The sequence below is a fragment of the Fervidicola ferrireducens genome, assembly GCF_001562425.1.
Taxonomy (GTDB): Bacteria; Bacillota; Thermosediminibacteria; order Thermosediminibacterales; family Thermosediminibacteraceae; genus Fervidicola; species Fervidicola ferrireducens.
Genome location: NZ_LOED01000005.1, coordinates 1 through 15,345, shown reverse-complemented (window position 1 = coordinate 15,345; position 15,345 = coordinate 1). Strand labels below are relative to the sequence as shown.

The 15,345-nt window shown below is 46.8% G+C and carries 14 protein-coding genes and 3 tRNA genes; 3 read left to right on the top strand and 14 right to left on the bottom strand.

The features are described from left to right. Positions 1-5: 5 nt before the first annotated feature. Positions 6-449, bottom strand: coding sequence for an ACT domain-containing protein (locus tag AN618_RS03175; protein WP_066352004.1), 444 nt, complete (start codon positions 447-449; stop codon positions 6-8). A gap of 409 nt (positions 450-858) precedes the next feature. On the opposite strand from AN618_RS03175, the gene AN618_RS03170 reads away from it, so the two are divergent. Together AN618_RS03170 and serA are read left to right on the top strand one after the other, a co-directional pair. Beyond that, entirely contained in the window at positions 859-2,007 is a 1,149-nt protein-coding gene (locus AN618_RS03170) for a pyridoxal-phosphate-dependent aminotransferase family protein (protein WP_066352001.1), read from the top strand. 3 nt (positions 2,008-2,010) lie between these two features. Beyond that, positions 2,011-3,582, top strand: a complete 1,572-nt coding sequence (serA, locus tag AN618_RS03165) for a phosphoglycerate dehydrogenase (RefSeq protein WP_066351999.1) — start codon at positions 2,011-2,013, stop codon at positions 3,580-3,582. Positions 3,583-3,616: 34 nt separating this feature from the next. Here the strand turns inward: serA and AN618_RS03160 are convergent, their stop codons facing one another. The 10 genes from AN618_RS03160 to AN618_RS03115 all read right to left on the bottom strand — a co-directional run bounded on the left by AN618_RS03160 (position 3,617) and on the right by AN618_RS03115 (position 13,663). Beyond that, positions 3,617-4,579, bottom strand: a complete 963-nt coding sequence (locus tag AN618_RS03160; RefSeq protein ID WP_066351997.1) for a D-2-hydroxyacid dehydrogenase — start codon at positions 4,577-4,579, stop codon at positions 3,617-3,619. Between the two features lie 23 nt (positions 4,580-4,602). Beyond that, the gene (locus AN618_RS03155) at positions 4,603-5,076 is read right to left on the bottom strand and encodes a metallophosphoesterase (RefSeq protein WP_066351995.1); all 474 of its coding nucleotides are present in this window, start codon (positions 5,074-5,076) and stop codon (positions 4,603-4,605) included. Then, positions 5,057-5,695, bottom strand: coding sequence for an XTP/dITP diphosphatase (locus AN618_RS03150; protein WP_066351993.1), 639 nt, complete (start codon positions 5,693-5,695; stop codon positions 5,057-5,059). The genes AN618_RS03155 and AN618_RS03150 overlap by 20 nt, the downstream gene beginning before the upstream one ends. Beyond that, complete coding sequence (gene rph, locus AN618_RS03145; RefSeq protein ID WP_066351991.1) at positions 5,695-6,429, bottom strand: ribonuclease PH; 735 nt, start codon at positions 6,427-6,429, stop codon at positions 5,695-5,697. The genes AN618_RS03150 and rph overlap by 1 nt, the downstream gene beginning before the upstream one ends. Positions 6,430-6,449: 20 nt before the next feature. Continuing rightward, on the bottom strand, positions 6,450-7,445 hold the full coding sequence (locus AN618_RS03140; protein WP_066351988.1) for a GerMN domain-containing protein: 996 nt from the start codon (positions 7,443-7,445) through the stop codon (positions 6,450-6,452). 68 nt (positions 7,446-7,513) lie between these two features. Further along, positions 7,514-8,023 (bottom strand): DUF2179 domain-containing protein, encoded by a 510-nt coding sequence (locus tag AN618_RS03135; protein WP_066351987.1) that lies wholly within the window; start codon positions 8,021-8,023, stop codon positions 7,514-7,516. A gap of 65 nt (positions 8,024-8,088) precedes the next feature. Beyond that, positions 8,089-9,714 carry an N-acetylmuramoyl-L-alanine amidase family protein gene (locus AN618_RS03130; protein WP_066351986.1) on the bottom strand — a complete coding sequence of 542 codons (1,626 nt, stop codon included), beginning with the start codon at positions 9,712-9,714 and terminating at the stop codon, positions 8,089-8,091. A gap of 250 nt (positions 9,715-9,964) precedes the next feature. Then, entirely contained in the window at positions 9,965-11,083 is a 1,119-nt protein-coding gene (locus tag AN618_RS13295; RefSeq protein ID WP_083515018.1) for an RNA-guided endonuclease InsQ/TnpB family protein, read from the bottom strand. A gap of 125 nt (positions 11,084-11,208) precedes the next feature. After that, positions 11,209-11,940, bottom strand: a complete 732-nt coding sequence (locus AN618_RS03120) for a redox-sensing transcriptional repressor Rex (protein ID WP_245628369.1) — start codon at positions 11,938-11,940, stop codon at positions 11,209-11,211. Positions 11,941-12,004: 64 nt separating this feature from the next. Beyond that, the gene (locus tag AN618_RS03115; RefSeq protein WP_187694868.1) at positions 12,005-13,663 is read right to left on the bottom strand and encodes a Na+/H+ antiporter NhaC family protein; all 1,659 of its coding nucleotides are present in this window, start codon (positions 13,661-13,663) and stop codon (positions 12,005-12,007) included. A gap of 401 nt (positions 13,664-14,064) precedes the next feature. On the opposite strand from AN618_RS03115, the gene AN618_RS03110 reads away from it, so the two are divergent. Further along, positions 14,065-14,463, top strand: coding sequence for a hypothetical protein (locus AN618_RS03110; protein ID WP_066351979.1), 399 nt, complete (start codon positions 14,065-14,067; stop codon positions 14,461-14,463). Positions 14,464-14,888: 425 nt separating this feature from the next. Here AN618_RS03110 and AN618_RS03105 read toward each other — a convergent pair. From AN618_RS03105 to AN618_RS03095, 3 genes are all read right to left on the bottom strand, one after another. Continuing rightward, a tRNA-Ala gene (locus AN618_RS03105) sits at positions 14,889-14,964 on the bottom strand. A 26-nt stretch (positions 14,965-14,990) separates the two neighbouring features. After that, a tRNA-Val gene (locus AN618_RS03100) sits at positions 14,991-15,066 on the bottom strand. Positions 15,067-15,074: 8 nt separating this feature from the next. Then, positions 15,075-15,150: transfer RNA gene (locus AN618_RS03095), tRNA-Ala, on the bottom strand. Between the last annotated feature and the right edge of the window lie 195 nt (positions 15,151-15,345).

Below are 15,345 nucleotides of genomic sequence, written 5' to 3'. Positions count from 1 at the left end.
TTTTGTCATTCCTGAGCCAATACTTCTATTTTTGCCACTCCAGGTTTTTTTTCGACAATTTCAAGCACTTCTTCCACGTTTCTCGTCATCTGGCTCGTATCAAAAGAAATTGTGACGTTGGCAAGGCCCTGCAGCGGTATATTTTGATTTATCGTAAGTATGTTTCCATGAGCCTTCGCAATCTCATCCAGAATTGAAGATAAAACTCCCGGTTTATGCTCCAAAATCAGGGCTATTGTAATTATCTTGCCCATACTGGCTTCGTAAAAAGGAAACACGTAATCCTTGTATTTGTAAAAGGCGCTTCGGCTCATACCGACCATTTTGGTGGCCTCGTTTATCGTCTTTGCCGCACCGTTTTTCAAAAGCTCTTTGGCTTTCACCGTCTTTTTCAATATCTCCGGCAAAATCTCTTCCTTGACTATGTAAAATCCCTTGCCTCCTGTCAAATTACTACCCCCTTAGTGTCTTTGTAAAAAATACATTTATCCGTAGATAGGAGACATTATACCGCAAAATCGCCAAAAAAACAACCCCTGGTAAGCGGATAATTTTAAATTTTGAGTGTTGACATCTGCGTGAAATTGTTTTAAAATGTGAAAAAAATTATTTGGAATGTGAAAAGCCATGAAGGGGAAAATTAAAGGGAACTCCTTTTAAGAGAGCCGGTGGATGGTGCAAACCGGCAGGAGCCCTTTATTTCCGCCCCAGAGCTGCCGGCGACGAGCCGAGCCGGGCAATGCCCGTTACCAAAATGAGCCTTTCCCTGTTTTTTATTCTGGGTTAGGGTGGCACCGCGGTAAAAACCGCCCCTTCACGGGGCGGTTTTTTGCATATAAAAAAAGGAGGTCGTTTTCAATGAAAAAGCATCATTTACGAATTCCCGGTCCAACCGAGGTTCCCGAACGGGTGCTCAGGGCGATGCAGGCCCCAATGATCAACCACAGGGGCGAGGAATTTACCTCGTTGTTCAAAAAAGTCTCCGAAGATATAAAAAAGGTTTTTCAAACCAAAAACGACGTGCTGATATTCCCTTCCGCCGGAACGGGGATGATGGAGGCGGCCATAGCAAACCTCTTTTCCCCCGGAGATCTAATAGTTTCTTTCAGCTGCGGTGTCTTCGGCGACAGATTTGCAGATATAGCCGAAGCTTTCGGGGCAAAAGTGGAAAGAATCAAGGTTGAATGGGGAAAGCCCATAACCTGCGACATCGTAAGGGAAAGGATTTTGCAGGATACAAAAAAAGAAATCAAAGGGGTGCTTTTTACCCATAACGAAACCTCGACAGGCGTCCTCAACGACATAAAAGGCCTGAGAGAAGCTATGGGAGACCACCCTGCCCTCGTGATAGTTGATGCCATCAGTTCTCTGGGAGCCGTGGAACTTAATACCGACGAATGGCAAATAGATGTGGTGGTCGCAGGCTCGCAGAAAGCTTTGATGATCCCCCCCGGTCTGGGGCTCGTGTCGGTGAGCGAGAGAGCCTGGAAAGCCGCCGAAGAATCTAAGATGCCAAAATATTACTGGGACTTCAAAAAGGCCAAAAAGAGCCTGGAAAAGGGCGAAACGCCATATACACCGGCAGTATCGCAGATATTCGCCCTTGACGAATCCTTAAAACTGATTTTCGAAGAGGGGCTCGAAAACATCATAAAGAGGCACAAATTGCTGGCAAAGGCTTTGAGGGAAGGCCTCAAAAGTCTGGGATTCAGGCTTTTTGCGGAAGATTCCTGGGCATCGCCGACGGTCACCGCTGTCGATGTGTCGGACTTTCAAGGCAAAATCAACTTCTCGAAGGCCTTGAAAAATAGATTTAATATCACGGTGGCCGGAGGGCAGGAAAAGCTGAAAGGGAAAATCATAAGAATTGGTCACGTCGGGTACGTTGATGAACTGGATATTTTAAACGTGCTTTGCGCCATTGAAATGACACTGGGAGATGAAGAACTGTTCGGCAAGGGAGTAAAAGCCGCCGAAAAAGTTTTTAATGAAGGACTGGAGGTATAGCGTATGAGGGTGCTGGTTTCGGATAAAATAGCAAAGGAAGGCATTGACATTCTGAAGTCCGAACTTAAAGTGGACGTCAGGACGGATTTGACGCCGGACCAATTAAGGGAAATTATAAAAGATTACGATGCCCTGGTGGTGAGGAGTCAGACAAAAGTAACGAAAGACCTAATCGAGTGCAGCAATTTGAAGGTCATAGGAAGAGCCGGAGTCGGCGTGGATAACATAGATGTGGAAGCGGCGACGCTGAAAGGGATACTCGTGGTGAATGCCCCCGAAGGAAATACCATTGCCGCCTGCGAGCATACCTTTGCCCTGATGTTCGCCGTGGCTCGCAAAATTCCTCAGGCCGTAAGCAGCCTGAAGTCAGGAAGATGGGAAAGGAACAAATTCACGGGAGTACAGCTTTCTGGTAAGACCCTCGGCGTCATAGGCCTTGGGCGGATAGGAAAGGAAGTGGCAAAAAGGGCTTCATCCCTCGGCATGAACGTGGTAGGGTACGACCCGTACATCGCCAGGGAAAACGTGGAAAATCTCAACATTAAACTCACCGATTTGGATGAGGTCCTGCGCACTTCGGACTTCATCACCTTCCACGTTCCCCTCACCAAAGCCACCCGCCGCATGATCGGAGAAGAACAATTCAAGATTATGAAAGACGGGGTGTATATAATAAACTGCGCAAGGGGAGGCATCATAGACGAAAAGGCCCTTTACGACGCCCTCGTTTCGGGCAAGGTGGCAGGCTGCGCGTTAGATGTATTTGAAAAGGAACCACCGGAAGACAACCCGCTTTTAAGTCTGGATAACGTAATTGCGACTCCTCACCTGGGCGCTTCCACCGCAGAGGCCCAAATCGTCGTGGCAGAAGAAGTAGCTAAAGACATCATAAGGGCTTTGAAGGGCGAAATCGTAAAAAACCCCGTAAATATGGTGTCCGTAAGGCCAGAAGAATACAGCTTTATTTTGCCCTATATAAGGCTTGCGGAAAAAATGGGGTGTTTATACACTCAGCTTAAAAACGGCAGGATACAGGAAGTGGAGATGATTTACGGAGGCAGACTCGCAAATATGGACGTTAAGCTCGTCACGACAGCAGGCATAAAAGGGCTTTTGTCCAACATTTTGCAGGTACCCGCCAATCTGATAAACGCACCGATAATAGCAAGGGACAGGGGAATAAAGATAACAGAAAAGAAAATAAAAGAAGACGAGGATGCCCCCGGTACGGTAACCATGAGGGTTACGACCGATAAAGAAGTGGGGACCATTTCGGGCTGCGTTTTCGAAAAGGATAGCCCCAGAATAACAGGGATAGACGATTACAAAATAGACCTCATCCCCGAAGGATACGTCCTCATCACCAACCACAAGGACAAACCGGGAATAGTCGGAAAGGTCGGAACCATCCTCGGAAAAAACGACATAAATATCGCATCAATGCAGTTGGGGAGGAAGTCTTACCGGGGCGACGCATTAATGGCCCTCAGCGTGGATGAAGAAATACCGGAAAGCGTGCTGAAGGAGATCAAGGCCATCGAGGATCTCAAAGATGCGGTATTCGTGAAATTATGATATATGTCGTTCAAAAAAAGATCTAGTCAAATTTTCAGTATCCCCGCTCCGGGTCGACGATATTTATCAATGGCTCACCCTGCAGGTACCTTCGCAGGTTTTCGTTCACCACCTTCATGGCCCTTTCCATGTAACGGTCGGAACTGCCTGCTATGTGCGGGGTTATTATAACATTTGGCATTTCCCACAGGGGACTTTCCGGAGGCAGGGGCTCCTTTTCAAATACATCCAGGGCCGCCCCTGCTATCCATCCTTCTTTCAGCGCCTTTATGAGGGCCTCTTCGTCAACCACGGCGCCTCGGGCTATGTTTATGAAGTAAGCAGTGGATTTCATCGCCTTAAAGTGTTCTTCCCTGAACAGGTGACGGGTTTCGGCGGTAAGGGGTACGGCGCACACCACGAAGTCGGATTTCGAAAGAAGCTCGACGAGGGAGCCGATGCCGTACATTTCGTCATACATTTGCGAAGAGTTCCCCTGAATTCTGCCGCTTCTGTTAAGGCCTAGAACCCTCATGCCGAAGGCTTTGCCCAATCTTGCTATCTCGCTTCCGATATTCCCCGCCCCCACAATTCCCAGAGTCTTTTCGAAAAGCTCCGCGGTCCTTACATTTTTGTCCCAGACCTTCTTTTTTTGCTGTTCGTAAAACCGAGTAAGCCCTCGTGCAAACATGAGCATGTAGCCGAACACTAGCTCCGCAATCGGCACTTTATGAATTCCGCTGGTAGTCGTTACAATTATGCCCTTTTCCCTTACCAGGTCAAAAGCAAGCCCATCAACCCCCGCACTCAAGGCCTGTATCCATCTGAGATGCTCTGCTGCTTCAATAAAACGCCTTTCGATATTGAAACCCCAGTCCACGTATATATCCGCATCCTTTATCTCTTTTAATTTATCTTCCGGGTTTTCGCTTATCACTACATTCCAATCGGGGGCAATTTCCTTTGTTTTTTGGAGATGTTTTTCGGAAACTTTATGCCCAAACAGGATTTTTTTCATGACCCTCAAAACACCCCCTGGTTTCAAAGCTCATTTATTGAGCTTTTTATTTCACCTTCATTTATTTCGAGAATGCCGAAAGTAGGCCTTTTCCCGCATCGGGGAAAGGCGAGGCTGCCCGGATTGAAAATAAGAATACCGTTGGCCCAGACGTTTTCGGGACAGTGGGTGTGACCGAAGACCACTATATCGGCGGAAAGTTCCTTAACCCTGGTCAAGAGCTTATCGTACCCGTACTTCACGCGGTACGCATGGCCGTGGGTGAGGAGTATCTTCTTTCCTTCCAGCTTTATAAGCCGCTCACCCGGGTAGTCCGAAAAGGTATCGCAGTTTCCCGAAACTCCGTAAACCCTGTATCTATACGTTTCCCTTATGTAATCGGCGTCGGGTGACACGTCGCCCGCATGAAACACCAGATCTACAGGACCTGCAATTTCCATAGCGTTATCTATAAAGTGCAAAAAACCGTGCGTATCGCTAAATACCGCTATCCTCAATCGCTGCCCCTCCGCTTCCAAAAACACTTTTTACAAATTGCAGCAGGTGTTTTTTCATTTTTTGCATAGCCCTGGCCCGGTGGCTCACGGCGTTTTTCTCCTCTAGCGTGGCCTCAGCTAAGGTTTTCCCAAGCTCCGGTACAAAAAAAACAGGATCGTATCCGAATCCCATGGTGCCTTTTGGCTCAAAGGTGATAAACCCTTCTAAATAACCGTGTTCGATAAAAATCCGCCCATCAGGCAGGGCGAAACACAAGCAGCAGACGAATCGCGCTTTCCTTTTTTCGGCCGGAACGCCATCGAGCTCCTTCAGGAGCTTTTCGATATTTTCGCGGTCGCCGGCGCCAGGCCCTGCAAACCTCGCGGTGTGCACACCCGGCCTCCCTCCTAAGGCCTCGACTTCCAGCCCCGAATCGTCGCTGAGGGCTGCGGTTCCGGTCAGCTGCACAACCTTTTTCGCTTTAATTAGGGCGTTTTCGTCGAAGGTCTTTCCGTTTTCTTCCACCTCTATATCCGGAAAATCGCAAAGCGAAAGGATGTCAACAGGAATATCGGAAAGCATTACTTTGAATTCCTTCAATTTGCCCCGGTTTTTGGTAGCGACAACTATACTTCGCATTATTTTTCTACCTCACCCAAAATATCTTTCAGAACCTCTTTTTGGACGGCAATGAGGTCGAATACGCCCTTCTGCGCCAGGTCAAGAAGTTCGTCGAGGTCCTGGCGGGTAAAGGGAAAGGCCTCGCCAGTCCCCTGAATTTCGACTATCTGTCCCCTGTCGGTCATCACCACGTTCATATCCACCTGGGCTCTGCTATCTTCATCGAAATTCAAGTCCAGCAACTTCTGCCCTTCGACTATCCCCACGCTCACTGCCGCCACAAAACTGTTGACCGGTATAACCTCCAAAACACCTTTATCTTTCAAATGCTTGAAAGCATCCACGAGGGCTACGAAAGCCCCGGTTATAGCTGCCGTTCGCGTCCCTCCGTCGGCCTGTATCACGTCGCAGTCCAGCCAAACCGTCCTTTCCCCCATGGACGCGAGGTCCACGACCGACCTTAACGCCCTTCCTATCAATCTTTGTATTTCCATGGTCCTGCCGCTCGGGCGCAACGTTTCCCTTACATTGCGCAGTTCCGTAGCCCTGGGCAGCATCGAATATTCGGCGGTAATCCATCCCTGGCCCTTGCCTCTCAGAAAGGGAGGGACTTTTTCATCTACGGTTGCGGTGCATATTACCTTGGTGTCGCCCGCTTCGATGAGAACCGAACCTTCGGCATACTTGTTGAAATGTCGGGTTATTCTAACACGTCTTATCTCGTTGTATTCCCTGCCGTCAACCCTTGCCAAAAATACCATCCTCTCCGATCTTAGATATTGGCGGGGTTTATATAAGCTGGTTTTAATATGGGAACATCCAGCATAGTTCCCTCGGGTAAGACCCCGCTTTCACCCTCCACCTGCAGGGTGACCTTCTCTACCCCGGGAAATTCGGAAAGAGTCAAGACTATCGTATTTACCAGGGCTTGTTCGATTTCAACACCGCCGCCGTAACCCTCTATTTCCCTGGAAAAATTGGCTATCACTTCATTGCCGTTTTGACTTACATTTAGCACTTTTGTATCGGCTGGTATAACGGAACTCAAACCCATTCCTTCCTTCGGGCCTTTGATTAATTCTTCCAAAGCAACCTTCATTAAATCGTCGCTCTTTTCAACCATACGGGTAACCGGCACGTAATAGGCAAATGCGCCGTCGCTGCTGGTTGCCCTAAAGTACAGAGTTACGGGAACCTTATTGCTTCCGGTTTTTTTATCTTCAAGGTTTATCATTTCGCGCTTTAATTCATCCTCCAAAACGGTACCGTTCGGACACTTTTTCAAAGGTTTGCCTTCCACCATCAAATGCACCCGTTGAACAGTTGGAAATTCGGTAAGGGTGTAAACCACAGCTTTTACGGCGTTTTCCTCCTGTGACCTGTCGTTCAGATTCAAAAATTCCCTGCTGAAATCGACCTTTGCAAGTCCATCCCTTATAGTCATCCCCAAAACCCTTGTCCCTGCCGGCAAAGGAGGTTTCAGCCCCCGTGCCTCCAGCTCCTTTCCTTTTTCCGGTGTATATACCAGATTTTCCAAAGCGGCCCTGCCTATTCCTTCTACCCACGGTATGTCCTTCGTCACCGGAACCAGCAGATTTTGCTCATTTACAAAATAAAATATCGTCTTTCGCATATTAGCCTGCGTTTCCCGGGCAGAATCAGAGGCTTCGGGCAAAGATCCGTTTCTGTCTCCCAAAAAGCCACAGGCCACCGAAAAAACAAGAATAAAAAGAGCCCCTGCAAATCCTGCTATAATCCTCTTAGGCATAAAACAACCCCCTTTTTAGAATCTAATTAATAAATATTTTAAAAAAGGGGCGTTTTATGCCTTCAGGGTCACTTGGCCTGTTTAAAGTATCCCCCTTTAACTGACTTAGTATCCATTATGGTGATAAATGCCGACTCGTCTTCGTTTTCTATATAACTTATCAAATCCGGTACGTTCTTTCTCGCCAGGGAAATTACGAGCACGTGGCGCGTGCCCTCTTTGCCAGAACCGTTGAGCACGGTTACTCCGTAACCCAGACTTCTCACCTTTCCCGATAGCTCCGGATTTTTGGTTATCACCTGCACCGTAGTAAGCCCCAAGGCCAATTTTTCCTCAAGCAAGCTCCCCACGTAGTTCCCCGTAGCGAAGCCCAATGCGTATACAATCAGATTTACCGGATTATCCAGTCTGCTTACAACCTGATTGAGCGCTGTTATGTATATTATGACTTCGAAAAAGCCTATGGCTGCAGCCTGTAACCGGTTGCCCCTGACAACCATTAAAGTTCGTATGGTAGCCAAAGAGACATCACAAACCCGAGCGAAAAAAATGAAAAAGTAACCAAGAATTGCGTCCAACCCACAACCTCCCAGATATGATTCAAGTGTATCATATCAAACCCGGGTTTTTATGTCAATAAGGCTCAGTTAGCCGAAAAATACATCAATATGCCCTTATATATCCCTTCTGCGGCCTTTTGCCTGAACTCAGCAGTCTTGAGCAGCGCGAGGTCTCTTTCATTGCTCATAAAGGCCACCTCTACAAGAGCCGAAGGCATTTTCGTCTCCCTCGTGACCACCAGGTTTGGCCTCGCCGATATGCCCAGATCCGGGAGGCCTAGAGTTTCAACCACCGCTTTGTGGAGTATTTGTGCAAACGCTTTTTTCTCAGGAGACGGATAATATAACGTCATGGTTCCCGAAGTCGAAGTATTGGTACTGGAATTGTTGTGTATGCTCACGAAAAGGTGGGCTCCCACCTGGTTGGCTATGTCAGCCCTGGTGTAAAGGCTTACGTAGATGTCGCTTTCCCTCGTCATCAAAACCCTCGCTCCGCTTTCTTCAAGGAGTTCTTTAAGTCGAACAGCTATATCGAAGTTCAGATCCTTTTCATAAATCCTCGAATATACTGCTCCAGGATCGCTGCCTCCGTGACCCGGGTCTATCACTATTATTTTATTCTTCAATGAACCACCTTCATCACCGCGGGATGGGATCTCACGGGAAGAGAATACTACCGAAATTTCATCGCCGTTTTGGGAAACCCTGTAATTTACATCTCCTTTAAGGTCGAAAACCACTCTTGCCACATAGGGGTTTACCGTAAACTGACTCGTACGCAGACCTTTTATATAGTCGTTATCGAAAACCACGGGCGGCGATGCGGAAAGCCTGGCATTGGAAATATCCACTACCAGCCTGTAATCGCCTTTTTCAGGAGAACCTAAAGTAAAGTAGTTGTACGTCGCAGGATAAGCCGTCTTCAACCGTGCAATTAAAGCCCCATCCTCCTCATCCACTTCTATGGAAGACAAAATATTAGTCATAGCCACGGCTATCGAATTTTGTTCCGGTCTAAATATGTAGAAAGAAACCCCCTCGCCCATTTCCAGTACAAATCGGGTAAGTCCTGAGCCATTATTAAGTTCACTTGCTATCACCCTTTTTAATACGCCATTGCCGACATCAAGCACGTTTTGGGACGTTTTGAGCTTAGCCTTTATGTCAACTACAACCTTTTCACCATCATACCCTGCTACCGAATATTCCAAAGGAGCGTTTCCCTTTATCAAAACGGCGGGTACATTATTTACCGTGGTGTAAGAAAAATCCACTATCTGGGAGATCTGTTTTATCACGTCCACCCTTCGCAATTTATCGTTCCAAGAAACTTCCGCCATCAGGGCTTCGCCTACAAACCTGAGTGGGACCATGGTCCTGTTATTTATTATCATCGCCGGAACGTCCAAAATTACCGTCTGCTGATCTACCAGAGCCCTCGTATCGTTTATTTTAAGCACTATCTGCCTTCCATCCGAATAAACTTTCACTGTTTTATTTTCATCGTTCCACGATACCGATGCACCAAGATGCTCGGATATAACTCTTAGGGGTACCAGCGTCCTATCTTTGTAAATGACCGGAGATACGTCAGAAGTCACTTTTTGGTGGTTGATGTAAATTTCTACAGGCGGTGCAGGTTGTGCGGCACAAATAGCGCTTTCAAGAATAAGCACCAGTAAAACTGCAAAGGTGACCTTCCTAATCATGCCAAAACTTCCCTCCATCTAGTGTAACATATCGAGCAACTTTTTCCTGATATAACATTCTTCGACTTTTTCGCTTTGAATCCTCCTGTAGAATGAAATCGTAACAGAAATGTGACATCCTCCCCCTAATGAATTAGAGGGCATCCCAGCGTGGGATGGCGGCACACGCCGCAGGTTAGCCAGCACTCACCGGTCTTGCCAGTTCATCGCCTTGGCCTTAAGGGGTGTCACGCTCCCCTTTCTCCCAGGGTCATGCCCCAAGAGCATCGAGCCCTCTCGCGGCTATGTTTATTGCCCCCACCCTGTCCGCATCAGATTGATAGCCACATTTTATGCATTTAAACCAGCCTTGGGCCTTACGATTATACCGGGAAGCATTCCCGCACTTCGGACAGGTCTTGGAGGTCTCCTTGGGGTCGACGTAGATTACAGGAACCCCAGCAAGGGCTGCCTTGTATTCGATAAACGAAGCCAGTTCTCTGAAATTCCACCCGGACATCATCCGGTTGAACTTCTTTGACCCTTTGGTTCGCTCGCGGATACCAAGGAGGTTTTCCAGTGCAATCGCCTTGCCTTCTTTCTTCGCTATTTCAACTATGCGCTTTGAGATGCAGTGGTTGATATACCGCATCCACCTTGTTTCGCGGCCGGCTTCTTTCTTGACTCGGGAAAGCCTGCCTGCCTTCTGAAGTGCAGCCCTCCTTGCTGCCCACCTTTCCTTGCGCCACCTGACATGGCGGCCATCAAAAAAGATGTTGTTGGACAGCACGGCAAGCTTTACTATGCCGAAGTCGACCCCGATTACGCCGCACGGCTCGTTTAAATGTGTCTCGTATATTAATGATATAGCAGCATACCACTCTCCGTCTTTACCAAGCCATATCTCCATGGACCCTTGTCGACAGGAACCTCCTGCCAGGTCCTGGAGCCTTTTTGTATGGTATTCGGAAGTGGCAATGGGCACTGCTATCTGGCTCCTGCCGGAGGAGACGGGGAACTTAATGACCCATGTGCCTGACGGCAGCTGATGTATTGAATAGCAGTCCTGCCGCACCATTACCGGAACTATCCGGTCAAATTTGGGCAGGCTGGATTTCTTGCCATTTTTTGTGCGGGAAAGGTATGAGCGATAAGCTGAGAGTGCTTTGAGCATGGCGCACTGGAGTGTACCGCGGTTGAGGTCGAATAGTTCACAGGCTTTGTGGTAGGTTTCGCGGTTTAACTTTGCCCTGCTGGTAGTTTTCAAAGTTTCAGCCTGCTTTAGGAACCAGCTGCAGGCTTTTCGATATGTTTCCAGCATGAGAGCCATTTTCTCCAGTTTGCCTTTGTTTGGGGATAGGAGTTTTACCTTTAGTGTTACTGTCTGCATATAGTATCTCCTCCGGTTCGCTTAAATTTTAGCATAACCGGAGAAAGATAGCAAGCTGCCATTCATCCCCCGATTAAAATCGGGGGCATTCTGGCGGATTTTTGTAAAGAAAAAATCCCTGCTGTCTATTCAGCAGGGATTTTTACAAAGCCCGTCTTTTTTTCATTCTTTCGGGCCAAGCGCTCCATCAATTTGCTTTCATTCATTCTGTAACTTAACGTCAAAAGACTATCAAGTAAATGCACGTTCTCAACTATTATGTTGGGCCCCGCATCGACTTCGACAGGGGCGAAGTTCCATATTCCTTTTACCAAAGTTTTACTCAGGATGTCCGCTACCTCCTGAGCTCTCTCACGAGGCACTGCAATTACCGCTATGTCGACTTCGTTTTCGTTCACGTAATATATGAGATCATTCATGTCGTATACGGGAACGTCCCGCACCTTTGAACCTACAAGATGCGGATCAACGTCGAACATGGCCAATATTTTAAATCCGTGCCTTTCGAAATCGCGGTAACCAGCCAGCGCCTGTCCCAATTTCCCCGCCCCAACTATTACCATTTTGTGTTCAGTATTAAGCCCGAGAATCTTTGCTATCTCGTTGTAAAGCTGTTCCACGTTGTAACCGTAACCTTGCTGCCCGAATTCCCCAAAATTGTTTAAATCCTGCCTCACCTGCGAAGCAGTAAATCCCAAAATGCGCCCTAACTCCTGCGAAGAAACCCTTTCCACGTTTTTTTGTAGAAGCTCTCCCAAGCATTTGTGATATTTGGGGAGCCTTCTTATTACAGCCAGGGACACCCTTTTAACCTCACCGGAACCCATAATATCCTCCCGATTTATCCTTAGTGACATCCTCCGGTTCGCTTAGATTTTAGCATAACCGGGGAAAAATAGCAAGCCGCCATTCATCCCCCGATCACACTTCTTGCTTTTGCTCCTCGGTAAAAGAGGTACTGCCCCAAACCCTATGGAGTATAAAAACCGTTACGAAAAACAGGGCGATGGTAAAAAGCCACACGGCTATCGGATGATCGAAAAATCCAGTAATCAAAAAGCCTACGGCCGATGCGGCCGCCGCGGTTAAAGCATAAGGCAACTGCGTATTTACATGCTCTATGTGCGGACAGGCCCCGCCGGTCGAAGACATAATGGTAGTATCCGAAATCGGAGAACAATGGTCTCCGAACACACCTCCCGAAAGTACCGCTGCAATGCTCGGTAGTATATCGATCTTCATGGTTACTGCTAACGGTATTGCAATCGGAATCATTATGGCCCAAGTCCCCCATGAAGTGCCGGTGGAAAAAGCTATAAAAGCGGTCAATACAAAGAGTGTAAACGGTACTGCCCAAGCAGGGAAGGTATCGGACATAATACTCGAAACGTATAATCCCGTACCCAATTCTTTGCATATGCTACCTATTGTCCAGGCCAGGGATAAGACAAAAAGCGCCACCATCATCGATTTAGCACCCTGTATTACGGCTTCCATCGAATCCTTGATTCGGACTACTCCTCTCAGCGAATAAAAACACGCGGTCAAAATCAGAGTAATTGTGGCTCCCCAGACTAGTGCCGTTGCCGAATCGGAATTCATAACAGCTTCGAAAAATCCGGCTTTGCCATCGAAAAATCCGCCGGTATAGGCCATGCATATCAGCATTATAACGATTAGCCCTATAAGCGGAACCACCATGTCTATAGCAGAACCCTTTTCCGATTTCTCCATGCTCTCGAACTCATCTCCCGGGGGAGTTTTTGTAATACTTTCATCCCAGAGGCCTTTACCGGCAAGCGCCCTATATTCCGCCCGCGCCATCGGCCCATATTCCAGATTTGTAAAAGAGGTGAGGAGAACCATAAGGACTATGAGCCAGGGATAAAAATCGTAGGGGATCATCTGAACGTAAACGGTATACGGATTTAAGTTTAAATTGTATTGTTCGAAAAGCGGTATCATCAAAGAGGCTACATAGGCCACCCATGTGGAAATGGGCACCAGAGTGCAAACCGGCGCCGCCGTCGAATCAATTATAAACGAAAGTTTCGCCCTGGAAACCCGGAACCTGTCGGTTACCGGCCTCAAGGCAGTGCCTACGGTCATGCAGTTGAAATAATCATCCATAAATATTAAGACTCCCAAAAGCCATGTTATAAAAAGCGATAGACTCCTCGACTTAATGTTTTTTTCCGCCCAACGGCCGAAAGCCTGGGGGCCGTTAGCCCTCGAAATCATGCCTATGATAGACCCCAGGAGTGCGGTAAACATCAATACCCTGAAATTCCATGAGGGATCGCCCGCCGTGGTTATCAACGTCTCCATAGCCTTTTCGAAAGCTTTAATCAAATTGCCTCCGGTTAGAATCATGGCACCTACCATGATTCCAACAACCAGGGAACTTAGAACTTCTTTGGTAATAATCGAAAGGCTTATGGCCAAAAGAGGAGGTAAAATAGACCAAAAACCGTAATGTTCGGGCGCCTTTTTTTCTTCCCCATTTCCCATAACAGGGATGGCAGCGGAAAGTACGAGCAAAGTCACAACACAAAAGAGTATTATTTTTTTAATCCTCATCCCCATCCTCCTTGCTTTTATGTTTTGTCATGAAAAATGCTCATTTTTCGGCATTTGCCTAATATTGAGCAGTTTATTTTATTTTAACAATACGGCAGAATAATTTCAAGATGTACGATAAAATCGCAAAAAAATAAAAAAACGCCGGATAACCGGCGTCGCGTACAAAATAGTGGTGGAGCTAAGCCGTTTACATTCTTTTGTAACCGATCATGGTACGGGCAAATCTGCACCGACATTACCATACATTCTCCCACCAAATACATCATAGTTCTACGACTAGCACCTTTCATAATTAAGTTTTAGCTTAATTGTTTAGCTTAAATATGGAACCTTTTCTATGCGAACTCATATTATATTATCAAAGATAAAAAATCAAAGATTAAAAAGGAGTGATCCCCATGTCTCAAGAGGTTAATACTGATACACTTTTTGACAAGATCAAAGAGGATTCCCCTGGGAAAAAGGACCCGGTATTGGAAGAACTGGAGTCCGTCATTAACGAGTTACAACGCGACGAGGACAAAAAAGACGAGGATAAAAAAGACAAGGACAAAAAAGAACATAAAAAAATTGGTATTGAGTTCGAGTGCGGCGATTGTTGCAAAAAAGTCATAAATGGGTCCAAATTGTTTTTCATTCCGGGTTTTGCCGTCCTGCTTCCGGCCCACGGCGATTGCCTTTTCATGAAGGTATTCAGTGGTGGCAAGCTCGTTGATAAACAGATCATGAGGGCAATCATAATTCCTGTAGACCGTATTTGTGCTATTGAAATTAACCCCGTGCAAGTAGACCCCTAACCTAAAAACCCCGGGATAGCAATCTTCTTCCTTCAAAGCTCAAGCCGCCCAGTTTGGGCGGCTTGCTGCACATAAAAGCCCTAAGACACACCTGCACTTGCGCGGTAAGTTTTCTTTTAGTAGCCCCTCCTGAAAAATTAAATCGAAATTATTTTGTATATATTCGATAAGGTTGGCCCGATCCGCAATTTCTACTTCAACCTCGTTAATTCTTTGAGTATAATTTCATAGCCTTTTACGGTTTTTGGCGATAAGTTTTTAAATTTTTTGTCGTCGAGAAAATCCTGTATGGCAAATTTTAATAGAATAAATAAAAAGCCACCCGCCTTTGGCTTTTAGCAAAGACAAGTGGCTCGCTATTTTGGCTCGGTTTTTTTGAGCGACTACTTTATCGTGATTTCCTTAAAACCCTTTGTACAAAATAATGGTGGAGCTAAGGGGATTCGAACCCCTGACCTCTTGAATGCCATTCAAGCGCTCTCCCAACTGAGCTATAGCCCCACAAAGAGAAGGAATATATTAATTTTTGGTGGGCACGGCAGGGATCGAACCTGCGACCTCTTGAATGTGAGTCAAGCGCTCATACCACTGAGCTACGCGCCCGCGTATATTGGTGGAGACGATGGGACTTGAACCCACGGCCTCTACAATGCGAATGTAGCGCTCTCCCAGCTGAGCTACGTCCCCACTATTCTCAGCTGAGCTTTGTGTGCCGGTTTTTTGCCGAACGCAAGATTTATTATAACCCAAAGCTCGAAAAAATGCAAGCCCTTAAATTGAATTTATGTGGTTATTTTATGATAATGTCACCTTGTAGACTATCGTGATAAAATGTCACTATGAGGAATGAGGTGCGTTATCTAATGTCACAAGAACAACTAA